This window comes from Pseudomonas sp. PAMC25584, from assembly GCF_058135675.1.
In genome coordinates this window covers 4,308,664-4,333,097 of sequence record NZ_CM176870.1, presented here as the reverse complement: position 1 = coordinate 4,333,097, position 24,434 = coordinate 4,308,664, and the positions used below count along the sequence as shown (strand labels likewise).

Here is a 24,434-nt window from a genome sequence, read left to right as displayed (position 1 = left end):
GCGTGTTCCCGAACTACAGGAAGATAAATTTCGCGATAAAAATCGCGCACAACACCCATAGGCTGATGGAGATTTCGCGGTACTTGCCGGTGCCGGCCTTGAGCGCCACATACGTGATAAAGCCCAGGGCGATGCCGTCGGCGACCGAGAAGGTCAGCGGCATCATGATCGCGGTGACGATAGCCGGAATGCTGTCGGTGGCTTCGTCCCAGTTGATATGGGCCATGCTCGCCATCATCAGCATCGCCACATAAATCAGCGCGCCGGCGGTGGCGTAAGCCGGAATCATGCCGGCCAACGGTGCGAAAAACATCGCCGCCACAAACAGCACGCCCACGGTCACAGCGGTCAGCCCGGTACGGCCACCGGCGGCGACACCGGCGGCGCTTTCCACATAGCTGGTCACCGGCGGCACGCCGACCATGGCGCCGAATACGCTGGAGGCGCTGTCAGCCTTCAACGCTCGGGACAGGTTGTGGATCTTGCCATCGGCGTTCACCAGACCGGCGCGTTGCGCGACGCCCATCAAGGTCCCGGCGGTGTCGAACATGTGTACAAACAAGAAGGCAAATACCACGCTGATCATGCTCACATTGAACACACCCTTAACGTCCATGGCCAGCCAGGTCGGCGCCAGGCTCGGCGGGGAGGAGAGGATGCCGTTGTAGTGAACCAGGCCCAGGCCCCAGCCGGCGAGGGTCACGGCGATGATGCTGATGAGGATCGCGCCAAACACTCGGTGGTAGCTGAGGATCGCGATCAGTAGAAAGCAGATGGCCGCCAGCAACGGCGCCGGTTCGTGCAGCGAACCGAGCTTGATCAGGGTGGCCGGGCTGTCGACGATGATGCCGGCGGTTTTCAGGCCGATCACCCCGAGGAACAACCCCACACCGGCGCCCATCGCGTGGCGCAGACTCACCGGAATGCTGTTGAGCAGCCATTCACGGATGCGCGACAGCGTAAGCAGCATGAACAACACGCCGGAGATAAACACCGCACCGAGTGCCGTCTCCCAGGTGTAGCCCATGGTCCCGACCACGGTGTAGGTAAAGAACGCGTTCAAACCCATGCCCGGCGCCAGGCCCACCGGCCAGTTGGCGTACAAGCCCATCAGCAGGCACCCCAGCGCGGCGGCGATGCAGGTGGCGACGAACGCGGCACCGTGATCGATCCCGGCGTCGGCCATGATGTTCGGGTTGACGAAGATGATGTAGGCCATGGTGATGAACGTTGTGAGACCTGCGATCAATTCGGTCTTCACTGTGGTGCCATGCAAGCGCAGTTTGAACAGGCGTTCCAGCCAGCCAGGGTTCGTGAGGGAGAGGTCCGGCGGGGCGAGGTCCAGCGGGGCTTCGGATTTGCGGCTATCCACAGCGAGTACTCCTCAAGCATTTTATTGTTATGGCCAGCGCTTAGGCGCTGTGAGGTACTGGCGGGTTTTGTTGACTAATAGGTCAGGAACTCGCACGAAGCGAATTATGCTTTTGTATACAAATAAAGCAAATAATGTTTTCGATTGCCTGCGCAAAAAGGGATGAAAGGCTAATTCACCGCACTCAGCGCCAGATTGACCGCCAGCCAGCCGTTCACCGCTTCTTCCCCTGCCTCATTGAAGGCGCGCTGCAACAGCTTCACCTGTTCACGGCGTAACGATTGCTCGAAGCGCAGGCCTTCGGTGCTCAATTCCAGCAGGCGTTTGCGCTTGTCGGTCTCGGACGCGACGCTTTCGACGAGGTGCATTTCCTGTAATTGGCGCAGCGGCATGTTCAGCGCCTGCTTGCTCACACCGAGCAATTCCAGCAGTTCTTTCACGTTCAGGCCGGGGTAGCGCGCGATAAAAAACACGATGCGCTGATGCACCCGGCTCAGGCCACGTCGCTCCAGCATTTCGTCGGCCTTGGCGGTGAACGCCTGGTAGCCGAAGAAGAACGCCTCCATAGCTTTTTGCTGGCTGGTCTGGTTTTTAAGGTCAAGCATATTGACGTATCCACTGAAGTCGTCGTAATTTCGGTCAACCAGTTTGACGTATTTCCCACAGGCTTTGCTACCGGTGACTCTATGGCCTTCTCAGAACGTGTTACACGCCTCAAAAGCTCCCTGATCCGTGAAATCCTCGCGGCGGCACAGCGCCCGGAAGTGATGTCGTTCGCCGGCGGGCTGCCTGCCGAAGCGATGTTGCCTGCGTTGAACTGGGACGACATGCCGTTGAATATCGGCCAATACGGCATGAGCGAAGGCGAGCCGCAGCTGCGTGAATTGCTGGCCGCCGAGGCGCGCGCATTGGGCGTGCCGTGCCAGGCCAGCCAGGTGCTGGTGGTCAGCGGCTCCCAGCAGACCCTGGACCTGGCGGCCAAGCTGTATATCGACAAGGGCACGAAAATTCTCTTGGAAGGCCCGACCTACCTGGCCGCGCTGCAGATTTTCCAACTGTTCGGCGCCGAGTGTCTCACCGTGCAACTGGAAGCCGACGGCCCGGACCTGGCCGCGCTGCGCTCCAGTGTCGAACGTCACCGCCCGGCGTTCGTCTACCTGATCCCGACGTTCCAGAACCCGTCGGCCGTGCGTTACAGCGAGGCCAAGCGCGAAGCCGTCGCGGCGTTGCTCGACGAGTTCGGCGTGACCCTGATCGAAGACGAACCCTACCGCGAACTGACCTTTGACGGCGGCAGTGCACAGCCCATCGCCGGCCGTCTGAAAAAGGCCAGTTGGATCTACACCGGCACCGTGTCCAAAACATTGTTGCCCGGTTTGCGCGTCGGCTACCTGATCGCCAGCCCCGACCTGTTCCCGCACCTGCTCAAGCTCAAGCAGTCGGCCGACCTGCACACCAATCGCATCGGCCAGTGGCAGGCGATGCAGTGGATCGGCAGCGAGAAGTATCAACAGCACCTGGTGGAACTGCGCAGTTTCTATCGCCAGCGCCGGGACTCATTCCAGGCCGCATTGGTGCGACATTTCAACGACCTGGCGGACTGGCAGGTGCCCCAGGGTGGATTATTCTTCTGGCTGACCTTGAAACAACCGCTCGATACCCGCACCTTGTTGGCACCTGCGCTCGATCAGAACGTCGCGTTCATGCCCGGTGAACCGTTTTTTTCCGAGCCGGACCAGCACCTTGGCTCACTGCGGCTCAATTTCAGCCATATCGACCCGTCCCGTTTGGACGAAGGTCTCAAGCGCCTGGCCGCAGTGGTCCGTCAAGCACAGCACGCGCAAGCGGCATAAGGGGAGCCCCATGTACAAGGTTTATGGCGATCACAAGTCGGGCAACTGCTACAAGGTCAAATTGATGCTCAACCTGTTGGGCATTCCGTATCAATGGGTGGATGTCGACATCCTCAACGGCGGCACCGAGACCCCTGAGTTCCTGGCCAAGAACCCCAACGGCAAGATCCCGGTGCTGGAACTTGAAGACGGCACCTGCCTGTGGGAATCCAACGCGATCCTCAACTTCCTCGCCGATGGCAGCGAGTTTCTGCCGACCGAACCGCGCCTGCGCACCCAGGTGTTGCAGTGGCAGTTCTTCGAGCAGTACAGCCATGAGCCGTATATTGCGGTGGCGCGGTTTATCCAGCTGTATTTGGGCATGCCGCAGGATCGCCTCGACGAATACACCACCAGTCACAAGGGCGGCTACAAGGCGTTGAAGGTGATGGAGCGTCAGTTGCAAAGCACGCCGTACCTGGTGGGCGAGCGGTATTCGATTGCCGATATTGCGCTGTATGCCTACACCCATGTGGCGCATGAGGGCGGTTTTGACTTGACGCCTTACCCGGCTGTGCAGGCTTGGCTGAAGCGGGTGGCCAGCCATCCCAAACATGTGGCCATGCTCGACTGACTCACTCGGTCAACTGTGGGAGGGGGCTTGCTCCCGATAGGGCCGTGTCAGTCACCTGATGCATGACTGAACCACCGCTATCGGGAGCAAGCCCCCTCCCACATTTAACTCAGCGGTGTGTTGGATAATTGCTCATGCAGTAAGTCGAAACAGCGCTGCGCCGCCGGGCTCAGGCCTATCCCGCTGCGACTGATCAGCCCGATCTCCCGGTTAACGCCGGGATGGTCGATGGTGATGCGCTTCAACCCCTCCAGGCTGTCCGCCGCTGATTCGGGCAGCACACTGATCCCCAGCCCCTGACGCACCAGTGCCAGTACGGTCGACATGTAATTGGCCTCCATGCCTGCGTTCATCGTCAGGCGTGTCTGATCAAATAACGCCTCGACGTGCTCGCGCACGCTGCTGTCGCGCCCGGTCAGGATGATCGGCTGATCCGCCAGTTGCTCCAGGGTCAACGCCCGATGGCGGGCGAGCGGATGATCCAGCGGTACAAACGCGCATAACCGATCATTGAGCACCGGCATAAACGCCAGCCCGTGGCTCAGTCGTGCGCGCACGCCGATGCCGAAGTCCACCTCGCCCGAGCGCACCTGGGCATGAATGCGGTGGGCCACCAAATCGTGCAGGCGTACGTCGATCCCGGCGAAGCGTTCGCGAAACAGGCGCAGCGCGGGCGGCAGGGCGCCTGCGCAGACCGAGGGCAGGGCGGCGATAGTCACCACGCCCCGGCGCAGGGCGGCGAGGTCGCGGGAGCCGGTGACGATGTTGTCCAGGTCCAGCAGCAGTTTTTCCATCGGCCCGCGCGCCTCCTGGCCGGCGGCGGTGATGCTCACATGCCGCGGGCTGCGGTCGAGCAGGGCGACGCCGAGCCAGTCCTCCAGTTGCTGAACTTGCACGGTGAGCGCGGACGGCGACAGGTGCAGTTCGTTGGCCGCCTTGGTAAAGCTGCCGGTGCGCGCGACGGTGAGGAAGGCTTGGATGTGTTGGATTGAATTCTTCATTTTGTTTTTCCGAACGCCAACGGGTGAATATTCCAATTTACAAAGTCTAACGCGCTTCCAATACTCCAGGGAAAACAATAACCGGCCACCAAGGCCGCTCTGGAGTAACCCATGCTCGCTACCCTGGGTGTCATTACCATCCTTTGCTTGCTCGCTGCCGTCATGAGCAAACGCCTCTCGCCCCTGGTGGCGCTGATCGCCTTACCGATCATCGCCGCGCTGCTCGGCGGGTTCGGCCTGCAAACCAGTGCCTTCGTCATTACCGGTATCAAGAACGTCGCCCCGGTGGTGGGCATGTTTGTGTTCGCGATCCTGTTTTTCGGGATCATGACCGATGCCGGCATGCTGGACCCCATCATTGATCGCATCCTGCGCACAGTAGGGACGCGCCCTACACGCATTGTCGTTGGCACCGCGACCCTGGCCCTGCTGGTTCACTTGGACGGCTCCGGCGCGGTGACGTTTCTGGTGACGGTGCCGGCGATGCTGCCGCTGTATACGCGGCTGGGCATCGACAAACGCATCCTCGCCTGCGTCTGCGCGATGGCCGCCGGGGTCAACTTCCTACCGTGGACCGGCCCGGTACTGCGCTCGTCGGCCGCGCTGCATGTGCCGGTGGCGGACCTGTTCCAGCCGCTGATCCCGGTGCAGATCGTCGGCTTGATCTTCGTCTTCGCCTGCGCCTGGTGGCTTGGTCATCGTGAGGAAAAACGCCTGGGCCTGGGCGCCGGTTCGACGGTGGACGCCATGCCGCAACGGGTGCTCAGCGACGACGACATCAAGCTGCGTCGCCCACGGCTGTTCTGGGTCAACCTGCTCCTGACCGTGCTGGTCATGGTGGTGATGATTGCCGGCTGGGTCGACCCGGTGGTGATGTTCATGCTCGGTACCGTGGTCGCGCTGTGCATCAACTACCCGAATGTCGACGCCCAGCGTGCACGCATCGACGCCCATGCAAAAACGGCGCTGACCATGGCCAGTATCCTGCTCGCCGCCGGGGTTTTCACCGGCATCATGCAAGGCACCGGCATGCTCAAGGCGATTGCCGAAGTGGCGGTGGCGCAGATTCCGGCCGGCCATGGCAAGTTGATCCCGGCGGTGGTGGGCTTTATTTCCATGCCGCTGAGCATGTTGTTTGACCCCGATTCCTACTATTTCGGCGTGATGCCGGTGATCGCCGAAGTCGGCAAGGCCCTGGGCGTAGACCCCCTGCAAGTGGCCCAGGCCTCATTGCTCGGCGTACACACCACTGGTTTCCCGGTCAGCCCGCTGACCCCCGCGACCTTCCTGTTGGTGGGCCTGTGCAAGATCGAACTGGCCGATCACCAGCGCTTCACCATTCCGTTTCTGTTCGCCGCGTCGGTGTTGATGACCCTGACGGCGTTGCTCTTGGGAGTGTTTTGAGATGAAAACCTTGCGCATCGGTTCCGGCGCCGGCTACTCCGGCGACCGTATCGAACCTGCCGTGGAACTGGCCGAACAGGGTGACCTGGATTATCTGGTCTTCGAATGCCTGGCCGAACGCACCATCGCCTTGGCGCAACAGGCGCGCATCAGCGATCCGCAGGGCGGGTATGACCCGCTGCTGAGTGAACGCATGCGCCGGGTGCTGCCCTTTGTCGGCGAGCATGAAGGTCGCCGGCGCTTGCGGGTGATCACCAATATGGGCGCGGCCAACCCGGTGTCGGCGGCCCGTGAAGTGCGGCGCATCGCCAGCGAACTGGGCCTGGCCCTCAAGGTCGTGGCGGTGGTGGGTGATGATGTGCTCGACGTGTTGCGCCCCGAGCAGGTGTTGGATAACGGCCAGACGCTCGGCTCGCTGGGCGCGCGGCTGATTTCCGCGAACGCCTACCTGGGCGTCGATGGCATTCTGGATGCGTTGCGCGCCGAGGCCGATGTGGTGATCACCGGGCGTGTTGCCGACCCCTCGTTGTTCCTGGCGCCGCAGATGTTTGAGTTCGGTTGGGCGGCGCACGACTGGCTGCGCCTGGGGCGTGGCACGCTGGTCGGGCATTTGCTCGAATGCGCGGGGCAGGTCAGCGGTGGCTATTTCGCCGATCCCGGGTTCAAGGACGTGGACGACCTGGCGCGCCTGGGCTTCCCCTTGGCCGAGATCGATGCCGAGGGCAACGCCGTGATCACCAAAGTGAGCGGGTCCGGCGGGCGCGTCAGCCGCGCCACGTGTACTGAGCAACTGATCTACGAAGTGCATGACCCGGCGGCATACCTGACGCCGGATGTCACCGCCGACTTTTCCGGTGTGAGCTTTGTCGAGGAAAGCGTCGACCGGGTACGCGCCCGGGGCGCTGCCGGACGGGCACGGCCGGAGCGGCTGAAAGTCAGCGTGGGTTATCTGGACGGATGGATCGGCGAGGGGCAGATGTCCTACGGCGGACCGGGGGCCGTCGCACGCGCCCAACTGGCGCGGGAGGTGGTGCTCAAGCGCCTGGAACTGATGGGCGTGGAGATGCAGGACGTGCGCGCCGAGTTGATCGGCATGGACTCGCTGCATGGTCCGCGCAGCAGCGTCGAGCCGTGGGAAGTGCGCCTGCGCGTGGCAGCGCGCTGTGAGGAACGCAGCGAAGCGGTGCGGGTCGGCAATGAAGTGGAAACCCTCTACACCAACGGCCCGTCCGGCGGCGGTGGAGCCAGCAAGAGTGTGCGCCAGGTGGTGGCGGTGGCATCGTTGTTGTTGCCGCGTGACGCAGTCAACCCGAGGATCGAAGCATGAAGCTGCATACCCTGGCCCATTCCCGCACCGGGGATAAGGGCGACACGTCGAATATCTCGATCATTGCTTATCGCGCCGAGGATTATCCGCTGCTCTGCGAACAGCTCACGGCCGAGCGTGTGGCGGCGTTCTTCGCCGGTTTGTTGGAACCGGGTGCGGCGCCGGTACGGCGCTATGAGTTGCCCAATGTTCAGGCGCTGAACTTCGTGTTGCCCGGGATCTTGCGCGGCGGTGTGACCCGCTCGCTGGCGCTGGATGCCCATGGCAAATGCCTGGGTTCTGCATTGCTGGATCTGGACCTGGATTTGCCAACACCGAACTAAATGTGGGAGGGGGCTTGCCCCCGATAGCAGAGTGTCAGTCGATGTATTCGGCGACTGACACTCCCTCATCGGGGGCAAGCCCCCTCCCACAGTGGATCTGCATAGGCCTGTCAGATGGCGGCGAAACGCTTGACCAGGTAATCGATGATCGCCTTGGTTGCCGGGGATCTTGCGCGGCGGTGTGACCCGCTCGCTGGCGCTGGATGCCCGTGGCAAATGCCTGGGTTCTGCATTGCTGGATCTGGACCTGGATTTGCAAACACCGAACTAAATGTGGGAGGGGGCTTGCCCCCGATAGCGGATTGTCAGTCGATGTATTCGGCGACTGACACTCCCTCATCGGGGGCAAGCCCCCTCCCACAGTGGATCTGCATAGGCCTGTCAGATGGCGGCGAAACGCTTGTCCAGGTAATCGATGATCACCTTGGTTGCCGGGGATCTTGCGCGGCGGTGTGACCCGCTCGCTGGCGCTGGATGCCCGTGGCAAATGCCTGGGTTCTGCATTGCTGGATCTGGACCTGGATTTGCCAACACCGAACTGAATGTGGGAGGGGGCTTGCCCCCGATAGCAGAGTGTCAGTCGATGTATTCGGCGACTGACACTCCCTCATCGGGGGCAAGCCCCCTCCCACAGTGGAACTGCGCAGGTCTGTCAGATGGCAGCGAAACGCTTGTCCAGGTAATCGATGATCACCTTGGAGTCATACATCCAGGTGGTCTGGCCATTCTCTTCGATGCGCAGGCACGGCACTTTGATCTTGCCGCCTTGCTCCAGCAGGGCCTGGCGATCCTGTTCGTTGTTCTTCGCATCCTTCAACGCTACCGGCACATTCAGGCGATGCAGGGTACGACGGGTCTTCACGCAGAACGGGCAAGCGTGGAACTGATACAGGGTCAGTTCTTTGGCAGCCGCGTTGACCTGCGCCTGCTGTTCGGCGGGGCGCTGCTTTTTGCGTGGGCGGGTAATGAAGTCGCCCGCGATGATGACGTGGCCGAGGCCCACTCGAAGTGCTTTGACGAACATGGCTGAAACCTCTTGCCCAGAACAGAGGGCCGCATCTTACTTGATTTACGGGGGCGAAAAAAAACCGGCGATGAACGCCGGCTTTTTCCTACCCAGCCGATTACTTGATCAGGCTGAGGAACTCGCTGCGGGTCGCCGCGTTTTCGCGGAACTCACCCAGCATCACCGAGGTGATCATCGACGAATTCTGTTTCTCCACACCGCGCATCATCATGCACATGTGCTTGGCTTCGATCACCACGGCCACGCCCAGCGCGCCGGTCACTTGCATCACGGCATCGGCGATCTGGCGGCTGAGGTTTTCCTGGATCTGCAGGCGGCGCGCATACATGTCGACAATCCGTGCGACCTTTGACAGGCCCAGTACTTTGCCGCTCGGGATATACGCGACGTGGGCCTTGCCGATAAACGGCAGCAGATGGTGTTCGCACAGCGAGTACAACTCGATGTCCTTGACCAGCACCATTTCGCTGTTGTCGGAGCTGAACAAGGCACCGTTGGTGACTTCTTCCAGTGTCTGTTCATAGCCGCGGCAAAGGTACTGCATCGCCTTGGCGGCACGCTTTGGCGTGTCGAGCAGGCCCTCGCGGGTAACGTCCTCGCCGAGTTGGCCGAGGATCGCGGTGTAATTCTGTTCCAGGGACATGAAACTACCTGTGGGATTTTCGCAAAGCGCAAGGGTACGGTGGCCGACACATCGCTGCAAGCCTGACGATGGCACTTATTACTCGTCGCGCCCTTCCATCATGGTGCGCTTGAGCATCACGTACACCGCTCCCGCGCCACCATGGCGGGCCTGGCAAGAGGTAAAGCCGAGCACCTGGGCATGCTGGCGCAGCCAGGTGTTGACGTGGCTCTTGATCATCGGCCGCTTGCCGTCCAGGCGCACGGCCTTGCCGTGGGTGACGCGCACGCAGCGGATTTCGAACTTGGTGGCTTCGGCGAGGAATGCCCAGAGGGTTTCCCGGGCTTTTTCCACATTCATACCGTGCAGGTCGAGGCTGCCTTCGAACGGAATCTGGCCAACCTTGAGCTTGCGCATCTGGCTTTCCTGCACGCCGTCGCGGGCCCACATCAACTCGTCTTCGGGGCCGACGTCGATGACGAACTGGTCCGACAGGCCGTCCACGGTGGTGGCATCGGTGCGCACGGTCGCGGCCTGGCGCAGCTTGGCGATCTGCGCCCGATCAGTCTTGGGTTTGCCGGTCTCGGCGCGGTCGTGCTTGATCGGCTTGACGCCGCGCAGCTCGTTTTTGAACAGGGAAAAATCGTCGTCTTGCATGTCAGCCTCCGCGAGGGGCGGGCAGTTTACCTAAATCGCGGCGGCCGGGGCGTAGGAAACGCTATCCAAACGCCATCAGTCGTGTTTTTTCATCAAGTGCGAGGCGATGTTCAGCTCCAATGGCTGGTGCATCCGGCGCCGGCTACGGCGCCACAACCACACGCCGAACCACAGCACCAACAGGCCGATCACCAACAGAATCGCCGAGCCGCCGGGGCTGGTATTCAGTTCGCCCAGCGCCGGGGAATGTCCCGACAAACCAGCGCCGCCGGCGACCGCCAGCAGCACACCTATTATCGCCAGCAGCGCGGCAATGCCGGTTGCCAGGCGCAGACGCCAGTTGCTCCGGCCCTTGGGGCGCAAGCGACGAGCATCAAAACCATCGGATATCTTCATTCCGACCTTTCCTCCAGGGTATCGGCCCTTCGACCGGAAGATACACAGGTTGTTCCGGTGCCAGAGGTAATTGCAGCAAATGACAGGCATTTGCAGATGAGCGGGGCCTCGAATCGGCCGCGCCGCTCATCCCAGGGCAATCAGATCAGGTCTTTGGTCAAGGCGAGGGTAGCGAAGTTGTCGGCCATGATGGCCATTTCGGTTTGTTGCACGTGCTCGGCACTCAGGACGCCGCCCTTGTACGGCAGGTCGCGGGTGGCGCAGGCGTCTTCCACCAGGGTGCAACGAAAGCCCAGGTTCTTGGCGGCGCGCACGGTGGTGCTGACGCTGGAGTGGCTCATGAAACCGCAGACGATCAGGTCCAGAGGACCGAGGTCCTGCAGGTGTTTTTCCAGGCCGGTGCCGTGGAACGCGCTGGGCAGCAGTTTACCGATGATGGTTTCGTCGCCCATAGGCTCCAGGCCGGGAATGAACTCGCCGCGCTCGCCTTGCGGGTCAAACAGGCCGCCCACGGTGCCCAGGTGGCGCACATGCACAATCGGGCGACCGGCGTTGCGCGCCGCGGCGACCAGTTGCTTGATATTGCCGACCGCCGCGTCCATGCCCGTGAGGGCGAGTGGACCGCTGAGGTATTCCTTCTGCGCATCGATGATCACGAGGGTCGCATGGCTGAGATTGGCCGCCGCGTAACCTCGACCGCTGATTTGAAACATCGTCTTTGGAACGGACATTCTGGGGGCTCCTGTGAGGGGGGCTTTTGCGCCATTGTCCACTGGCTGAGCGGTTCTGTGAATCGCTACCATCGTAAGCTACGCCGTTGCTGGCGTGCAGCCATGTCAAGAGGTGCGCTTGTTTGACGCGATGATGGCAAATTGGATGAAATCCGACATACGGCTGAGGCTTTTCGTACATCGTCGCTACAGACGAAGGCTGTTAGAATCGCCAGTCGTTTTTTCCAGGAGTCTGCCCCCGTGATCACTTCCCGCCTGCGCACCTTGCGCGACCATATCCGTTGGGCTGTCAGCCGTTTCCATGGGGAAGAGCTGTTTTTCGGGCATGGTACCGACAATGCCTGGGACGACGCCCGGCAATTGGTGCTCGGCGCCTTGCATCTGCCCTGGGAAATCGCCGACGGCTACCTCGATTGCAACCTGGAAGAAGAGGAAGTTGCCCACCTGCAACGGCTGCTCCACCGTCGCATCCATGAGCGGGTGCCGACAGCCTACCTGATTGGCGAAGCCTGGTTCTGCGGCATGTCGTTTATCGTTGACGAGCGCGTGCTGATCCCGCGCTCACCGATCAGCGAACTGATCGAAAACCGCTTCGAACCCTGGCTGGACCAGCCGCCGGCACGCATTCTCGACCTGTGTACCGGCTCTGGTTGCATCGGCATCGCCTGTGCCTACGAGTTCCAGGACGCCGAAGTGGTGTTGGGGGACGTGTCGTTTGAAGCGTTGGAAGTGGCCAACCAGAACATTGAGCGCCATGGCGCCGACGAGCGTGTGTATACCGTGCAGGGCGATGGCTTTGATGGTTTGCCAGGCCAGCGCTTCGATTTGATCGTGTCCAACCCACCGTATGTGGACGCCGAAGACTTTGCCGACATGCCGGACGAGTACCGGCACGAACCGGAACTGGGCCTGGCCTGCGGCGACGATGGCTTGAACCTGGTACGGCGGATGCTGGCCGAAGCGGCGGACCACCTGACCGAGAAGGGCTTGTTGATCGTCGAAGTGGGCAACAGCCAGGTGCATGTCGAGGCGCTGTACCCGGAAGTGGACTTCGCCTGGCTGGAGTTCCAGCGCGGTGGGCACGGGGTGTTCATGCTCACGGCGGAGCAGTGCCGCAACCATCAGGCGGTATTTGCCGCCAGGGTTTAACCGACCTCGCTGATAACGGTGGAAGGGGGCTTGCCCCCGATGAGGGCGTGTCAGTCACTGAATGCATTGACTGATGCACCGCTATCGGGAGCAAGCCCCTCCCACATCACCGGTGGGTGGCAATCCAGATCAACAACCCGGCCTGAAACACGGTAAACGCCACCAGACAGGTGATGGTGAAGCGCAGCCCGCTGTCCTCACGCTTGAACTTGGTGACCTTTTCCTCTTCCTTGCGCAGCTTCACTTCCTGCTCCATCAGGTTCTGCTCGGCCTGTTGCAGCATTTGCGCGGCTTCAAGGATTTCCACGAACTGCACTTTCTCGGTGTTCCAGCTATCGAGCACGTCGCTGACCTTGCCGGGCTGCACGTTGCCCTTCAGATGCTGCACGTCGGCGTAGGCCACATCAAAACCCTGGATACGCAAGAAATGATCGCGGCGCAGGCGTGTGGCTTCGTTTAGGGCGTCCTTGTTGGACAGGTCCACACCGTCGACGCGGTAGTGCGACCACTTCTTCTTCGCCCACGCGGCACCTTGGGCGACCAGGAAGCGGCCGATGCCACGGTTGGCCGGTTCGATTTCGAGGCTATTGCCCGGGCCGAAATGCACACGGTGTTTATCGTGATCGACCCAGATGTCCAGGTGATTCTGCTCGCGGCGCACCCGTTGGCCCGGCAACTGGATGACCATACGCAGCAGGCTGTGATGGTGGTCATGGCGCTCGACATAGCCAAATTGCACAAACCGCAAAGGCCGTACCCCTGTGGCGCGGTCGATGGTCAGAGGCGCCAGACGCAGCATTTTGAAATGTTCGGCCTGCACGTCCGCCCACGGCAGGGGCGTCGCGTCGACGACCTCGGTGTCTTCCGCCGGGGTGTCGGCGGTAGGTTCTGGTGTTGCTTCGGTGTTAGTCATGCGGCGCGATCCTGTCCAAGCCCAGCCAGTCGACAGGCTTTTTGCTGTCGACGTTGGGCTTATCGGCCGTTTTTCCCAGTACTGGAGGCAATTAGTCGGTTAACGGGGTTGAAGTCCGTCGATAAAGCGCACCAGGCGGGTTCCCAGCTCGGCGGCGAGGGGTAATTGCGGGTCGTTGTACGACTCCAACTGTTGCTTCACCTCATTGGGCACGATGCGCATCACATGGTTCATGCCTTGGATCACCGTCAGTTCGGCATCGGGCTTGGCGTTCTTCAATTGCCGGGCATCGCCCACACCCACCTGGAAATCGTTGGTGCCCTGGATGATCAGTGCCGGCATGCGCAACTTGGCAAAGGCGGCCGAGGGATCGGCGCGAAACAGGCTGATCAGATACGGCTGCACGCTGGGTCGGAAAATGCCCAGCAGTGGGTCAGGCACATCGGCATCTACTTGGCCTGCCTTGAGGTGGTCGAGGATTTCATTGCTGCGCAACTGCAGGGCCGGGGGGAGATGACCGGCCAGTTGCTGGCGGATCACCTGATCGACCGGACGGGCGCTGCCGGACAGGGAAATCACCCCGGCCGGGTCGAGTTGCGGTGCCGCCAGCGCAGCCACCAGCGCGCCTTCGCTATGGCCCAGCACGATCAGCGGGCCCATGCGCTTGTCGGCTTTGAGCAGCTTGCCCCAGGCCACGGCGTCGGCCACGTAGGCGTCGAGGGTCAGGTTGCGTTCATCGGGGGTGGCGGCCAGGCTGGCCGCCACGCCGCGTTTGTCGTAGCGCACGCTGGCGATGTTATGCCGAGCCAGCACCCAGGCCAGGCGCTTGAGACTGTCGTTGCGCGCGCCGTCGGCACTGTTGCCGTTGCGGTCGGTCGGGCCGGAGCCGGCAATGATCAGCACCACCGGCACCGGTTTGTCGGACTGCGGCAGCAGCAGCGAGCCGAACAGCTCGCCGTTGCCGGTGTCGAGGCTGATGGGCCGTTGCAACACCACGGGGGACGCCGCATGGGCTACGGCAGTGAACAGGGAGAGGGTAAACAGCAAAACTCGAAACATCATCGCGCCATCATTCAGGAGGTGCCGGTTCGACCAACGTCTACCGGTAAGGTTTCGAGGATGAACTAGTCGGTTGGCCCGCGTATACTGGCGAGCTTGGTTATCACTGCTGAGTGATTACAACTGATTTCACGGAGCGCCCTGCATGTCCGGCAATACCTTCGGCAAGCTGTTCACTGTCACCACCGCGGGCGAAAGCCATGGCCCGGCGTTGGTCGCCATTGTCGACGGCTGCCCGCCCGGCCTCGAGCTGTCCCTGGAAGACCTGCAGCGTGACCTCGACCGCCGCAAGCCCGGCACCAGCCGCCACACCACGCAGCGCCAGGAACCCGATGAAGTCGAGATCCTCTCCGGCGTGTTCGAAGGTCGCACCACCGGCTGTGCCATCGGCCTGCTGATCCGCAACACCGACCAGAAGTCCAAGGACTACTCGGCGATCAAGGACCTGTTCCGCCCGGCCCACGCGGACTACACCTACCACCACAAATACGGCGAACGCGACTACCGTGGCGGCGGCCGTAGCTCGGCCCGCGAAACCGCGATGCGCGTGGCCGCCGGTGCCATCGCCAAGAAATACCTGGCGACCCAGGGCATCGTTATCCGTGGCTACATGAGCCAGCTGGGCCCGATCGAAATCCCGTTCAAGACCTGGGACAGCGTCGACGACAACGCCTTTTTCTGCCCGGACCCGGACAAAGTGCCTGAGCTGGAAGCCTATATGGACCAGTTGCGCCGCGACCAGGATTCCGTCGGGGCGAAAATCACCGTGGTCGCCGAGGGCGTGAAACCGGGCCTCGGCGAGCCGATCTTCGACCGCCTGGACGCTGAACTGGCCCACGCGCTGATGAGCATCAACGCCGTCAAAGGCGTTGAAATCGGCGCCGGGTTCGCCTGCGTGTCCCAGCGCGGCACCGAGCATCGCGATGAACTGACCCCGCAGGGCTTCCTCAGCAACAATGCGGGCGGCATCCTCGGCGGTATTTCCTCCGGTCAGCCGATCGTTGCGCACCTGGCGCTCAAGGCCACGTCGAGCATCACCACTCCGGGCCGTTCGATCGATGTATATGGCAACCCGGTGGACGTGATCACCAAGGGCCGCCACGATCCGTGCGTCGGCATCCGTGCCACGCCGATCGCCGAAGCGATGATGGCCATCGTGTTGATGGATCACCTGCTGCGCAACCGTGGGCAAAACGCCGATGTGCGCGTGAGTACCCCGGTGCTGGGCCAGCTGTGACGGTGTATGGCGAGCGAGTTTGCTCGCGTGGGGCCGCGAAGCGGCCCCTTGCATGACGCCAGCCCTCCCGTACTGGCGACTCTCCAGCTTCTACCTCTTCTACTTCGCCCTGCTGGGGGCGACGGCGCCATTCCTGGCGCTGTACTTCGATCACCTGGGGTTCTCCAGCGCGCGTATCGGCGAGCTGGTGGCCATCCCCATGCTGATGCGCTGCGTGGCCCCCAATCTGTGGGGCTGGCTGGGCGACTACACCGGCCGACGCCTGGCCATCGTGCGCGTTGGTGCGGTATGTACCCTGGTGAGTTTTGCGCTGATTTTCGTCAGTAAGACCTACGCCTGGCTGGCCCTGGTCATGGCCCTGCATGCGTTTTTCTGGCATGCGGTGCTGCCGCAGTTTGAAGTGATCACCCTGGCCCACCTGCACCAGCAGACCTCGCGCTATAGCCAGATCCGCCTGTGGGGCTCCATCGGGTTCATCCTCACGGTGGTGATCATGGGGCGCCTGTTCGACTGGCTGAGCCTGGATATTTACCCGGTAGTGGTCGTGGTGATCATGGCCGGGATCATCGCTGCCAGCCTGTGGGTGCCGAATGCGCAGCCCGCGAACCATGGCCCGCGCCTGGCCGGCGAGGGCTTCCTCAAGCAGTTGCGCAGCCCCGGCGTCCTGGCGTTTTATGCCTGCGTGGCGTTGATGCAAATGAGCCATGGCCCGTATTACACCTTTCTCACCCTGCACCTGGAACACTTGGGCTACAGCCGTGGCGTGATCGGCATGCTGTGGGCCCTTGGGGTGGTGGCGGAAGTGTTGATGTTCCTGGGCATGAGCTGCATCCTCACGCGCTTTTCGCTGCGCCGGGTGTTAATGGCGAGTTTCCTGTTGGCGGCGCTGCGCTGGTTGTTGTTGGGCGCGTTCGCTGAGTTTTTCTGGGTGCTGCTGTTGGCGCAGGTGATGCACGCGGCCACCTTCGGCAGCTTTCATGCGGCGGCGATTGCCTTTGTGCAGCGCAGCTTCGGCGCCCGCCAGCAAGGCCAGGGCCAGGCGTTATACGCGGCCTTGGCCGGCACCGGCGGCGCGCTGGGTGCGTTGTATGCCGGTTACAGCTGGAACCTGTTGGGGCCGACCCTGACCTTCAGTATCGCCAGCGTTGCGGCCCTGGCCGCCGCCCTTATCATCGGCTTTCGATTGCACGAGCAGAACCAAGGAACTGTCCTATGAGTTATGTAGCTGTTTACCACGTCGCCACACCGGACACCCCGAACAAAGTCCTGACCCACTTCGAGGATGTCGTGTCGACCCTGGCCGAGCATGGCGTGCGATTCGAGCGCTGGCAGCCCGGCATTATTGAAAAAGGCGCGAACGACGCCGCCATGATCGCGGCGTACCGGCCGCAGATCGACGCCCTCGGCTATGCCTGCGTCGACGTGCTGCGTGTCCCCGGCGATCCTGCGCAGAAGGCGGCATTGCGCGATCAGTTCCTCGCCGAGCGCCGTTGCAGCGAAGATGACGTGCGCTTTTTCATCGCCGGCCAAGGCCTGTTTGCCTTGCACATTGGCGACTATGTGTACGGCGTGCGCTGTGAGAAAAATGACCTGCTGGTGATCCCGGCCGGCATGCCTCATTGGTTCGATATGGGCGAGAACCCACATTTTGTGATGTTGCGCCTGTCCCATACGGCAAGCGGCGGGGTGCCTGAGTTCAGCGGGGACGATATCGCTGCCGGTTTTCCGGGGATGGATGACTAGTCTTAATCGACTTGAATGTTCAACCCCGGCAAGTTGGAATTTGTTGTGGGAAGTGGCTTATTTATCTGTAAGGCCTGGCTGTTTATCACCGGCCTTACGCTCTAACGCTCTGCATTATGTAACTCTCCCCGGTCTCAATGTTTATATCGCCTGTCAATAGGAGGAATCCGAAAGGCGATAAGCATCAGCCAATAAGAAGGAGAGAAAGCGATGAGTGATCCAGAAGCGTCAGGCGCGCCGTTGAGCGTGCCCACCGATGTCAGAAAACGCTTGGCCCTGTCCGGCAAGCCCCTGACCCCGACCGAATTGGAGATCTTGCGCTGGGCCTCCGAAGGCAAGACGATCTGGGAAATCAGCCGGATTCGTGAAACGTCCCAAGCCGCGGTGAAATTCCACCTACGTAACATCTACGGCAAGTTACACGTCAACAATCGTGTACAAGCGATGAATGAAGCGGCCCGCCTGGGCCTGTGTTGAGTTCATAAAAAAGGGCCGCGACGCTGAATGGCGTCGCGGCCCTTTTTTATGTGTGGCTTATGCCGAGTGGTAAGTCGGCAGGGCAAAGCGGTTCTGGCTTTGCAGCATCGAAATTTGCGGCAGGTCGCTGGCTTGTTCGGCCAGGTCGCGGCGAATGGCGCTGATTACCCAGGTGAGTTGATCGGCCGTGTGCAATTGCTGGTAGGAGATCGAACGCTTGACCTGCTTACCTTCGCTGTTGCGCAGGGTCAGCAGGATACCGCCGTCCGGGCGTGGCTGAGTGGTGACGTCGTATTGGGAGAATACTGAGGCGAATTTATCTTGGATCAGGCTCATGTCTATCAGCTCCGTTGGCTCAAGTTGGCAAGCATGGAGTGATAGGTGCAGTGATTGTGCCATCTTACAACTTTGTAATAAGTCTTTTAAAATCAATGAGTTGTGAAAAATATGGATTTTTGATTTCGTGCAATTTGCATGAGTGGCCATCATGCATCCTGCATTTTGCGCTATTCGATCCGGCCAGGCGGATGCATCGTTACTCATAAGGACTGTGGATGTGTCGCTAAATTCCCTGTTTGTCGGTTGCCTGTTGCCGGCCTGGGATACAAAACATTTCAAATCCCGCGTGTACAGCCTAAGAACGGCTGGCGTATTTTCCCGTGAGCATGTGGCTCGCTGCCTACAAAAGTGCCGGAGCTTCTGGCCTCCACGAAGAATAAGAAAAAGGACGTTCCTCCATGAACCCTCCGCAAAACGACATGATTACCTGGAGCATGCTGCTGCGTAAGGTGCCCGCCATCGTCCGGGCCTTGCCTCGGGTGGTCCGCGGCATGCGTGCCGCCAATGTCACCGACCCCGCGCAGCCTTGTGGCCTGGGCTGGCATTTCGAGCAAGCAGCCTTGCGCAACCCTGACGGTGCTGCGTTGTTGTATGGCGACAGCGTGCTTAGTTACCGCGACGCCAATCAGCGTGCGAACCGCATCGCCCACCACTTGCACAGCCAGGGCATCCGCAAGGGCGATGTAGTGGCGTTGTTTATTGAAAATCGCCCAGAATTGCTGCTCAACGTGCTGGCCGTGGCCAAGCTGGGCGGCATCTGCGCCATGCTCAATACCGCGCAAACCCAGGCGGCGCTGGTTCACAGCCTGAATCTGGTCAACCCGGTGGCGATTGTGGTGGGGGCGGAATTGGTGGCGGCCTACACGGCGGTGCGCGAGCAAGTGGCGATCGAGACGGACCGCACCTGGTTTGTCGCGGATCAACACAGCAGCGCCGTGCCTGCTGGCTATGTCGACCTGATGGCCGCCAGCGCCGAGTGCGCGGTGGACAACCTGGCCAGCTCCCGGCAGATCTTTTTCAACGACCCGTGCTTCTATATCTACACCTCCGGCACCACCGGCTTGCCCAAGGCCGGCATCATGAAACATGGCCGCTGGACCAAAACCGCCGTCAGCTTCGGCAGCATCGCCCTCGACATGGGCCCCGCCGACGTCCTGTATTGCACCTTGCCGCTGTATCACGCCACTGGCCTTTGCGTGTGCTGGGGCTCGGCGATTGTCGGCGCGTCGGGGTTTGCGATTCGCCGCAAATTCAGCGCCAGCCAGTTCTGGGACGATGTGCGCAAGTTCAACGCCACCACCCTGGGTTATGTCGGTGAGCTGTGCCGTTACCTGCTCGACCAACCCGCCAACGTCCAGGATCGTGACAACCGCGTGACCAAGATGGTCGGCAATGGCCTGCGGCCCGGCGTGTGGGCGCAGTTCAAGCAACGCTTTGGCGTCGAGCATATCTGTGAGCTGTATGCCGCGAGTGACGGCAATATCGGCTTCACCAATGTGTTGAATTTCGACAACACCATCGGCTTCTGCCTGCAGCACTGGGCGCTGGTGGACTACGCCCACGACAGCGGTGAGCCAATGCGTTGCGCCGATGGCTTCATGCGCAAGGTGCCCACGGGCGGGCAGGGCCTGTTGCTGGCCAAGATCGATGAAAAGGCGCCGTTCGACGGCTACACCGACCCGGAAAAGAACCGCAAGGTGGTGCTGACCGACGTGTTCGAAAAGGGCGACCGTTACTTCAATACCGGCGATCTGCTGCGCAGCATCGGTTTTGGCCATGCGCAATTTGTCGATCGCCTGGGGGATACCTATCGCTGGAAAGGTGAAAACGTCTCCACCACCGAGGTTGAGAACATCCTGCTGCAACACCCGCAGATCGCCGAAGTGGTGGCCTACGGTGTCGAGATCGAAAACACCAATGGCCGCGCCGGCATGGTCGCCATCACCCCCAGCGAATCCCTGGCCGCCCTGGATATGCGCGAGTTGTTGCAATTCGCCCATGGCCAGTTGCCGCACTATGCGGTGCCGCTGTTCCTGCGGATCAAGATGAAGATGGAGACGACGGGCACGTTCAAGTACCAGAAAGTGCGGCTCAAGGAGGAGGCGTTCGACCCGGACAAGGCGGGCACCGACCCGGTGTACGCCTGGTTGCCCGGTTCGGACAGTTACGTGCCCGTCACCGTCCAGTTGCTCGCGCAGATCCAGGGCGGTCAGTTCCGCTATTGATTCTGCCTATGGCCGCTTTCGACAAAAAAACCATGACAGTGGGGAACTCCCTCGCGACACTGGGCGCCTACTCTTCAGTACCCCAAGCCTTACCAGACAAGGAGCCCCCACATGTCGGACCACGCCAAACAAATGACTGACGACGAAGCCGCCGAATTTGCCGAACAGGTCTTCGACGTCGCGCGCAGAGGCGATGCCGCCCTGATGGCCGCGCTGCTGGCCAAGGGCTTGCCAGCCAACCTGCGTAACCACAATGGTGACACCTTGCTGATGCTGGCCGCTTATCACGGCCACGCCGACGCGGTAAAAGTGCTGCTGGAATTCAAGGCTGATCCGCAGATCGCCAATGACAAGCATCAACTGCCGATGGCCGGTGCGGCGTTCAAGGGCCATTTGCCCGTGGTCAAGGCGCTGATAGAAGGCGGCGCGCCGGTTGACGCGTCATCCTCGGACGGGCGCACGGCGTTGATGATGGCGGCGATGTTCAACCGCGTCGAAATGCTCGACTACCTGCTCAGCCAGGGCGCCAACCCCAAGGCTATCGACGCCCAGGGCGCCACCGCATTGGCAGCGGCACAGACCATGGGCGCGGTGGATACGGCGGCGCAGTTGCAGAAACTGGTGTAGGCTACGCGCCCTCAAAAACCAGCCCGCCACAGGACCCTTTCATGAAAAACGCCCTCGTCGAACTCATCCGTAAAATCAGCGCCGGCGTCATGGGCGACGACGAGGTGGCGCGCATCGCCGAGGAAGCGGCGCAGGCCTACGCCGACCCTGTGGCGTTTCTGGCGGCAAACCCGGACATCAACTACGACGATACGTTCTCGATTCCTTTGGGCGAGTGGGTAGTGGTCGGCAGCCTGCCGGACACCGTGCTGTTCCAGGCCGACACCTATGGCGACCTGTTTGCGCAGATCGTTGCATCGTTTGGTCCCGGCGTGGCGTTTAACCTCAAGCCCAAGCAACTGGCCAAGACCGAAGCCCTTACCGCGCTCAATCGCATCCAGATCCAGATGAGTGCGCTCAGCCCGGAAGACGGTGGTTATGTGTTGCTGAACCTCAGCCAGCCACTGGATGACGAGATCCAGGCCGTGCTGGTGTACGGCAACGACCTGCCGCGCGTGCTGGAACTGTGCGCCGAAGTTGGCATCAAGGGCGAGCCGTCCCTGGAAGCGCTGCGGGTCGCGGTCCACGTCTGAAATAAAACGGAACCGCAGCCAGGGCTGGCTATCCTACAAGGGCATGCCCTCACTTAGGAGCGACACCATGGGTTCCACTTTCAACGGTCTGGTCGGGTTGATCATCCTCGCGCTGGATATCTGGGCGATCATCAATGTGTTCAAAAGTGGCGCAAGCACCGGTGCCAAGGTGCTGTGGATTCTGTTGATCCTGCTGCTGCCGGTACTGGGCCTGATCATCTGGGCGATCGCCGGGCCACGGGGCAACATGCGCTTCTGAGCGCCAGCTTCACTCAAGCTGAAGCGGGCACGGAAAATGTGGGAGGGGGCTTGCCCCCGATAGCGGTGTATCAGTCCTTACAACAGTGGCTGAACCACCGCTATCGGGGGCAAGCCCTCTCCCACAATGGTTTCAGCGAATACCTTAATATTGTGTGTCGAAATATTCGCTGTACGAAATTTTCACATCTCATCCAAGACAATTCGCCGGCTTTATCTCCCGGCGACGGCTCTATCTCACGCGCCGTCAGCGGCGGGATTGCGGCACGCGTTCAGTAATTAATAGCGTTGCCGGCAGTGATCGGGCACCATTTGCGCCACCGCGTTTACCGCCTACCCCAGCCAGCCTGGGCGAGGGTCGGACGCCACTGCACTCTTTCGCAACTTAAACTTCCAATGGGTCCTGAAACGACATGGCAAACCCGGACGCCCTGAATCAGCAGCGAGCTTCTAATCGCCTGCTGCAACCGACCGTCAAATCCCATCTGGCATACACGCTGCTTTGCGCGCTGGTCATGATGGTGATGTTCTCCCTGCTGCGCCTGGCGCTGCTGGCGTACAACCGCGAGATGATCCTCGACACACCGGCCTCGACCTTCCTGGAAGCGTTCGCCAACGGCCTGCGCCTGGACATTCGCCTGGTGGTGTACTTGGTGATCCCCTTGCTGCTGGCATTGTTCAGCGTGAGGGCCATGGCCGCGCGGGGGTTCTTCCGTTTCTGGCTGACCCTGGCCTCCAGCATCGCGCTGTTCCTGGGCCTGATGGAGATGGACTTCTACCGCGAATTCCACCAGCGCCTCAACGGCCTGGTCTTCCAATACGTGAAGGAAGACCCGAAAACCGTGATGAGCATGCTCTGGTACGGTTTCCCGGTGGTGCGCTACCTGCTGGCCTGGGCCGTGGGCACGCTGATCCTGAGCATGGCCTTCAAGGGTGCCGACCGCGCGACGCGCCCACGCGGCCCGTTCAGCGGCGGCAGCATTGGCACCCGCCAAGTGGCGCCGTGGTATTCGCGGATCGCGGTGTTTGTGGTGTGCCTGCTGGTCGCCGTGGTCGCCGCCCGTGGCACCCTGCGCCAGGGCCCGCCGCTGCGTTGGGGTGACGTCTACACCACCGACTCGAACTTCGCCAACCAGTTGGGCCTCAATGGCACGTTGTCGCTGATCGCCGCAGCCAAGTCGCGCTTCTCCGAAGAACGCACCAACATCTGGAAGGCCACCCTCGAACAGTCGCTGGCCACCCAGACCGTGCGCGACATGCTGGTGCTGCCGCAAGAGAAGCTGGTGGATACCGACACCGCCGCCGTGCGCCGTGATTTCACGCCACCGGCCGAGAAAACCCTGCCGATCAAAAACGTCGTGGTCATCCTATTGGAGAGCTTCGCCGGTCACTCGGTGGGCGCCCTGGGGCGTCCGGGCAATATCACGCCGTACTTCGACAAACTGTCCAAGGAAGGCCTGCTGTTCGACCGCTTCTTCTCCAACGGCACTCACACCCACCAGGGTATGTTTGCCACCATGGCGTGCTTCCCGAACCTGCCGGGTTTCGAATACCTGATGCAGACCCCGGAAGGCAGCCACAAGCTGTCGGGCCTGCCGCAGCTGCTCAGTGCGCGCAAGTTTGACGATGTGTATGTCTACAACGGCGATTTCGCCTGGGACAACCAGTCGGGTTTCTTCAGCAACCAGGGCATGACCAACTTCATCGGCCGCAACGACTTTGTCGACCCGGTGTTCTCCGATCCGACGTGGGGCGTGTCCGACCAGGACATGTTCAACCGTGGCCTGGAAGAACTGAAAGCGCGTGAAGGCGGCAAACCGTTCTACGCCTTGCTGCAAACCCTGTCCAACCACACGCCGTATGCCTTGCCGACCCCGTTGCCGGTGGAGAAAGTCACCGACCGTGGCACCCTCAACGAGCATTTGACGGCGATGCGCTATTCCGACTGGGCCCTGGGCCAGTTCTTTGAAAAAGCCCGCAAGGAGCCGTACTTCAAGGAAACCCTGTTTGTGATCGTGGGCGACCACGGTTTCGGTAACGAGCAGCAGATCACCGAGATGGACCTGGGCCGCTTCAACGTGCCAATGCTGATGATTGCACCGGGCATGCAAGAGAAGTTCGGCGAGCGTGACCACACCGTGGGTACCCAGATCGACATCGTACCGACCATCATGGGCCGTCTCGGTGGCGACACCCTGCACCAGTGCTGGGGCCGTGACCTGCTCAACCTGCCGGAAGGCGACAAGGGCTTCGGCGTGATCAAACCTTCGGGCAGCGATCAGACCGTGGCGTTGGTCACCGGCGACCGCGTGCTGGTATTGCCTAAGGAAATGCCAGCGAAATTGTGGCAATACGAACTGGGCGCCGAGCCGACCGGTAAAGTGATTGCTGAATCGCCGGACGAGGCTGGGCTGAAACAGAAGCTCGAATCGTTCCTGCAGACCGCGACCAAAAGTTTGCTGGATAACACCGCCGGTGTTGTCGACGGTAAGCCGGACTAATAGCCCGG

The 24,434-nt window shown here is 61.3% G+C and carries 26 protein-coding genes and 2 pseudogenes; 17 read left to right on the top strand and 11 right to left on the bottom strand.

What is annotated here, in order from left to right; all coding sequences use genetic code 11:
• Positions 1 to 13: 13 nt before the first annotated feature.
• Positions 14 to 1,345, bottom strand: coding sequence for an NCS2 family permease (locus ACS5Q8_RS20110; RefSeq protein WP_276197972.1), 1,332 nt, complete (start codon positions 1,343 to 1,345; stop codon positions 14 to 16).
• Between the two features lie 197 nt (positions 1,346 to 1,542).
• Positions 1,543 to 1,977: a MarR family winged helix-turn-helix transcriptional regulator gene (locus ACS5Q8_RS20105; protein WP_276194152.1), complete on the bottom strand. Its 435-nt coding sequence runs from the start codon at positions 1,975 to 1,977 to the stop codon at positions 1,543 to 1,545.
• Between the two features lie 81 nt (positions 1,978 to 2,058).
• Between ACS5Q8_RS20105 and ACS5Q8_RS20100 the strand changes: the two genes are divergently transcribed.
• Together ACS5Q8_RS20100 and ACS5Q8_RS20095 are read left to right on the top strand one after the other, a co-directional pair.
• Positions 2,059 to 3,225 carry an aminotransferase-like domain-containing protein gene (locus ACS5Q8_RS20100; protein WP_276194151.1) on the top strand — a complete coding sequence of 389 codons (1,167 nt, stop codon included), beginning with the start codon at positions 2,059 to 2,061 and terminating at the stop codon, positions 3,223 to 3,225.
• 10 nt (positions 3,226 to 3,235) lie between these two features.
• On the top strand, positions 3,236 to 3,838 hold the full coding sequence (locus ACS5Q8_RS20095; protein WP_276194150.1) for a glutathione S-transferase family protein: 603 nt from the start codon (positions 3,236 to 3,238) through the stop codon (positions 3,836 to 3,838).
• 104 nt (positions 3,839 to 3,942) lie between these two features.
• On the opposite strand, the gene ACS5Q8_RS20090 is transcribed toward ACS5Q8_RS20095, so the two are convergent.
• A complete protein-coding gene (locus ACS5Q8_RS20090) occupies positions 3,943 to 4,839 on the bottom strand; it encodes a LysR family transcriptional regulator (RefSeq protein WP_443696258.1) in 897 nt (298 codons plus the stop codon).
• A gap of 111 nt (positions 4,840 to 4,950) precedes the next feature.
• Between ACS5Q8_RS20090 and ACS5Q8_RS20085 the strand changes: the two genes are divergently transcribed.
• The 5 genes and pseudogenes from ACS5Q8_RS20085 to ACS5Q8_RS20065 form a co-directional block, all read left to right on the top strand.
• Positions 4,951 to 6,243, top strand: coding sequence for a CitMHS family transporter (locus ACS5Q8_RS20085; RefSeq protein ID WP_198717280.1), 1,293 nt, complete (start codon positions 4,951 to 4,953; stop codon positions 6,241 to 6,243).
• Position 6,244: 1 nt separating this feature from the next.
• Positions 6,245 to 7,570: an acyclic terpene utilization AtuA family protein gene (locus ACS5Q8_RS20080; RefSeq protein ID WP_426100015.1), complete on the top strand. Its 1,326-nt coding sequence runs from the start codon at positions 6,245 to 6,247 to the stop codon at positions 7,568 to 7,570.
• A complete protein-coding gene (locus ACS5Q8_RS20075; protein ID WP_426100014.1) occupies positions 7,567 to 7,893 on the top strand; it encodes an AtuA-related protein in 327 nt (108 codons plus the stop codon). The genes ACS5Q8_RS20080 and ACS5Q8_RS20075 overlap by 4 nt, the downstream gene beginning before the upstream one ends.
• A gap of 157 nt (positions 7,894 to 8,050) precedes the next feature.
• Positions 8,051 to 8,164: pseudogene (locus ACS5Q8_RS20070) on the top strand (AtuA-related protein); the annotation flags it as partial.
• Positions 8,165 to 8,321: 157 nt separating this feature from the next.
• Positions 8,322 to 8,435 (top strand): annotated as a pseudogene (locus tag ACS5Q8_RS20065) (AtuA-related protein); the annotation flags it as partial.
• Between the two features lie 110 nt (positions 8,436 to 8,545).
• On the opposite strand, the gene ACS5Q8_RS20060 reads toward ACS5Q8_RS20065, so the two are convergent.
• The 5 genes from ACS5Q8_RS20060 to ACS5Q8_RS20040 form a co-directional block, all read right to left on the bottom strand.
• Positions 8,546 to 8,917 (bottom strand): glutathione S-transferase N-terminal domain-containing protein, encoded by a 372-nt coding sequence (locus ACS5Q8_RS20060; protein ID WP_276194146.1) that lies wholly within the window; start codon positions 8,915 to 8,917, stop codon positions 8,546 to 8,548.
• A 100-nt stretch (positions 8,918 to 9,017) separates the two neighbouring features.
• Complete coding sequence (folE, locus tag ACS5Q8_RS20055; protein WP_017845839.1) at positions 9,018 to 9,563, bottom strand: GTP cyclohydrolase I FolE; 546 nt, start codon at positions 9,561 to 9,563, stop codon at positions 9,018 to 9,020.
• A gap of 78 nt (positions 9,564 to 9,641) precedes the next feature.
• Positions 9,642 to 10,199, bottom strand: coding sequence for a Smr/MutS family protein (locus ACS5Q8_RS20050; RefSeq protein ID WP_198717284.1), 558 nt, complete (start codon positions 10,197 to 10,199; stop codon positions 9,642 to 9,644).
• Between the two features lie 75 nt (positions 10,200 to 10,274).
• Positions 10,275 to 10,595 (bottom strand): hypothetical protein, encoded by a 321-nt coding sequence (locus tag ACS5Q8_RS20045; RefSeq protein WP_276194145.1) that lies wholly within the window; start codon positions 10,593 to 10,595, stop codon positions 10,275 to 10,277.
• Between the two features lie 140 nt (positions 10,596 to 10,735).
• Positions 10,736 to 11,326: a cysteine hydrolase family protein gene (locus ACS5Q8_RS20040; RefSeq protein WP_198717286.1), complete on the bottom strand. Its 591-nt coding sequence runs from the start codon at positions 11,324 to 11,326 to the stop codon at positions 10,736 to 10,738.
• A gap of 240 nt (positions 11,327 to 11,566) precedes the next feature.
• On the opposite strand from ACS5Q8_RS20040, the gene prmB reads away from it, so the two are divergent.
• Positions 11,567 to 12,475: a 50S ribosomal protein L3 N(5)-glutamine methyltransferase gene (prmB, locus tag ACS5Q8_RS20035; RefSeq protein WP_465159363.1), complete on the top strand. Its 909-nt coding sequence runs from the start codon at positions 11,567 to 11,569 to the stop codon at positions 12,473 to 12,475.
• A 106-nt stretch (positions 12,476 to 12,581) separates the two neighbouring features.
• Here the strand turns inward: prmB and ACS5Q8_RS20030 are convergent, their stop codons facing one another.
• Together ACS5Q8_RS20030 and ACS5Q8_RS20025 are read right to left on the bottom strand one after the other, a co-directional pair.
• The gene (locus tag ACS5Q8_RS20030; RefSeq protein WP_426102625.1) at positions 12,582 to 13,388 is read right to left on the bottom strand and encodes a hypothetical protein; all 807 of its coding nucleotides are present in this window, start codon (positions 13,386 to 13,388) and stop codon (positions 12,582 to 12,584) included.
• Between the two features lie 99 nt (positions 13,389 to 13,487).
• Entirely contained in the window at positions 13,488 to 14,450 is a 963-nt protein-coding gene (locus ACS5Q8_RS20025) for an alpha/beta hydrolase (RefSeq protein ID WP_443697469.1), read from the bottom strand.
• 142 nt (positions 14,451 to 14,592) lie between these two features.
• Here ACS5Q8_RS20025 and aroC point away from each other — a divergent pair, with 142 nt between their 5' ends.
• From aroC to ACS5Q8_RS20005, 4 genes are all read left to right on the top strand, one after another.
• Entirely contained in the window at positions 14,593 to 15,684 is a 1,092-nt protein-coding gene (aroC, locus tag ACS5Q8_RS20020; protein WP_276194141.1) for a chorismate synthase, read from the top strand.
• A gap of 52 nt (positions 15,685 to 15,736) precedes the next feature.
• The gene (locus ACS5Q8_RS20015; RefSeq protein ID WP_465159362.1) at positions 15,737 to 16,900 is read left to right on the top strand and encodes an MFS transporter; all 1,164 of its coding nucleotides are present in this window, start codon (positions 15,737 to 15,739) and stop codon (positions 16,898 to 16,900) included.
• Entirely contained in the window at positions 16,897 to 17,427 is a 531-nt protein-coding gene (locus tag ACS5Q8_RS20010; protein ID WP_276194139.1) for an acireductone dioxygenase, read from the top strand. The genes ACS5Q8_RS20015 and ACS5Q8_RS20010 overlap by 4 nt, the downstream gene beginning before the upstream one ends.
• Before the next feature lie 210 nt (positions 17,428 to 17,637).
• Positions 17,638 to 17,904 (top strand): response regulator transcription factor, encoded by a 267-nt coding sequence (locus ACS5Q8_RS20005; protein ID WP_247404572.1) that lies wholly within the window; start codon positions 17,638 to 17,640, stop codon positions 17,902 to 17,904.
• A 57-nt stretch (positions 17,905 to 17,961) separates the two neighbouring features.
• On the opposite strand, the gene ACS5Q8_RS20000 is transcribed toward ACS5Q8_RS20005, so the two are convergent.
• Positions 17,962 to 18,240: a DUF3509 domain-containing protein gene (locus ACS5Q8_RS20000; protein WP_048721059.1), complete on the bottom strand. Its 279-nt coding sequence runs from the start codon at positions 18,238 to 18,240 to the stop codon at positions 17,962 to 17,964.
• A 401-nt stretch (positions 18,241 to 18,641) separates the two neighbouring features.
• Here ACS5Q8_RS20000 and ACS5Q8_RS19995 point away from each other — a divergent pair, with 401 nt between their 5' ends.
• The 5 genes from ACS5Q8_RS19995 to ACS5Q8_RS19975 all read left to right on the top strand — a co-directional run bounded on the left by ACS5Q8_RS19995 (position 18,642) and on the right by ACS5Q8_RS19975 (position 24,426).
• Entirely contained in the window at positions 18,642 to 20,468 is a 1,827-nt protein-coding gene (locus ACS5Q8_RS19995; protein ID WP_465159361.1) for a long-chain-acyl-CoA synthetase, read from the top strand.
• Between the two features lie 111 nt (positions 20,469 to 20,579).
• Complete coding sequence (locus ACS5Q8_RS19990; RefSeq protein ID WP_198717294.1) at positions 20,580 to 21,095, top strand: ankyrin repeat domain-containing protein; 516 nt, start codon at positions 20,580 to 20,582, stop codon at positions 21,093 to 21,095.
• 41 nt (positions 21,096 to 21,136) lie between these two features.
• Complete coding sequence (locus tag ACS5Q8_RS19985) at positions 21,137 to 21,667, top strand: hypothetical protein (protein ID WP_276194137.1); 531 nt, start codon at positions 21,137 to 21,139, stop codon at positions 21,665 to 21,667.
• Positions 21,668 to 21,734: 67 nt separating this feature from the next.
• Complete coding sequence (locus ACS5Q8_RS19980; protein WP_198717296.1) at positions 21,735 to 21,926, top strand: PLDc N-terminal domain-containing protein; 192 nt, start codon at positions 21,735 to 21,737, stop codon at positions 21,924 to 21,926.
• Positions 21,927 to 22,338: 412 nt separating this feature from the next.
• Positions 22,339 to 24,426 carry an LTA synthase family protein gene (locus ACS5Q8_RS19975; protein WP_276194136.1) on the top strand — a complete coding sequence of 696 codons (2,088 nt, stop codon included), beginning with the start codon at positions 22,339 to 22,341 and terminating at the stop codon, positions 24,424 to 24,426.
• The last annotated feature ends 8 nt before the right edge of the window (positions 24,427 to 24,434 follow it).

Bases quoted from the DNA above. Each gene is read 5' to 3' on its own strand.
- aroC (WP_276194141.1), top strand. From the start codon at position 14,593: ATGTCCGGCAATACCTTCGGCAAGCTGTTCACTGTCACCACCGCGGGC.
- ACS5Q8_RS20050 (WP_198717284.1), bottom strand. From the start codon at position 10,199: ATGCAAGACGACGATTTTTCCCTGTTCAAAAACGAGCTGCGCGGCGTC.
- ACS5Q8_RS20030 (WP_426102625.1), bottom strand. From the start codon at position 13,388: ATGACTAACACCGAAGCAACACCAGAACCTACCGCCGACACCCCGGCG.
- ACS5Q8_RS20010 (WP_276194139.1), top strand. From the start codon at position 16,897: ATGAGTTATGTAGCTGTTTACCACGTCGCCACACCGGACACCCCGAAC.
- ACS5Q8_RS20100 (WP_276194151.1), top strand. From the start codon at position 2,059: ATGGCCTTCTCAGAACGTGTTACACGCCTCAAAAGCTCCCTGATCCGT.
- ACS5Q8_RS20090 (WP_443696258.1), bottom strand. From the start codon at position 4,839: ATGAAGAATTCAATCCAACACATCCAAGCCTTCCTCACCGTCGCGCGC.
- ACS5Q8_RS20085 (WP_198717280.1), top strand. From the start codon at position 4,951: ATGCTCGCTACCCTGGGTGTCATTACCATCCTTTGCTTGCTCGCTGCC.
- ACS5Q8_RS20000 (WP_048721059.1), bottom strand. From the start codon at position 18,240: ATGAGCCTGATCCAAGATAAATTCGCCTCAGTATTCTCCCAATACGAC.
- ACS5Q8_RS20025 (WP_443697469.1), bottom strand. From the start codon at position 14,450: ATGATGTTTCGAGTTTTGCTGTTTACCCTCTCCCTGTTCACTGCCGTA.
- ACS5Q8_RS20105 (WP_276194152.1), bottom strand. From the start codon at position 1,977: ATGCTTGACCTTAAAAACCAGACCAGCCAGCAAAAAGCTATGGAGGCG.
- ACS5Q8_RS19990 (WP_198717294.1), top strand. From the start codon at position 20,580: ATGTCGGACCACGCCAAACAAATGACTGACGACGAAGCCGCCGAATTT.
- ACS5Q8_RS20075 (WP_426100014.1), top strand. From the start codon at position 7,567: ATGAAGCTGCATACCCTGGCCCATTCCCGCACCGGGGATAAGGGCGAC.
- ACS5Q8_RS19995 (WP_465159361.1), top strand. From the start codon at position 18,642: ATGAACCCTCCGCAAAACGACATGATTACCTGGAGCATGCTGCTGCGT.
- ACS5Q8_RS20005 (WP_247404572.1), top strand. From the start codon at position 17,638: ATGAGTGATCCAGAAGCGTCAGGCGCGCCGTTGAGCGTGCCCACCGAT.
- ACS5Q8_RS20080 (WP_426100015.1), top strand. From the start codon at position 6,245: ATGAAAACCTTGCGCATCGGTTCCGGCGCCGGCTACTCCGGCGACCGT.
- ACS5Q8_RS19980 (WP_198717296.1), top strand. From the start codon at position 21,735: ATGGGTTCCACTTTCAACGGTCTGGTCGGGTTGATCATCCTCGCGCTG.
- ACS5Q8_RS20045 (WP_276194145.1), bottom strand. From the start codon at position 10,595: ATGAAGATATCCGATGGTTTTGATGCTCGTCGCTTGCGCCCCAAGGGC.
- ACS5Q8_RS20095 (WP_276194150.1), top strand. From the start codon at position 3,236: ATGTACAAGGTTTATGGCGATCACAAGTCGGGCAACTGCTACAAGGTC.
- ACS5Q8_RS19985 (WP_276194137.1), top strand. From the start codon at position 21,137: ATGAAAAACGCCCTCGTCGAACTCATCCGTAAAATCAGCGCCGGCGTC.
- ACS5Q8_RS20060 (WP_276194146.1), bottom strand. From the start codon at position 8,917: ATGTTCGTCAAAGCACTTCGAGTGGGCCTCGGCCACGTCATCATCGCG.
- ACS5Q8_RS19975 (WP_276194136.1), top strand. From the start codon at position 22,339: ATGGCAAACCCGGACGCCCTGAATCAGCAGCGAGCTTCTAATCGCCTG.
- ACS5Q8_RS20040 (WP_198717286.1), bottom strand. From the start codon at position 11,326: ATGTCCGTTCCAAAGACGATGTTTCAAATCAGCGGTCGAGGTTACGCG.
- ACS5Q8_RS20015 (WP_465159362.1), top strand. From the start codon at position 15,737: ATGACGCCAGCCCTCCCGTACTGGCGACTCTCCAGCTTCTACCTCTTC.
- folE (WP_017845839.1), bottom strand. From the start codon at position 9,563: ATGTCCCTGGAACAGAATTACACCGCGATCCTCGGCCAACTCGGCGAG.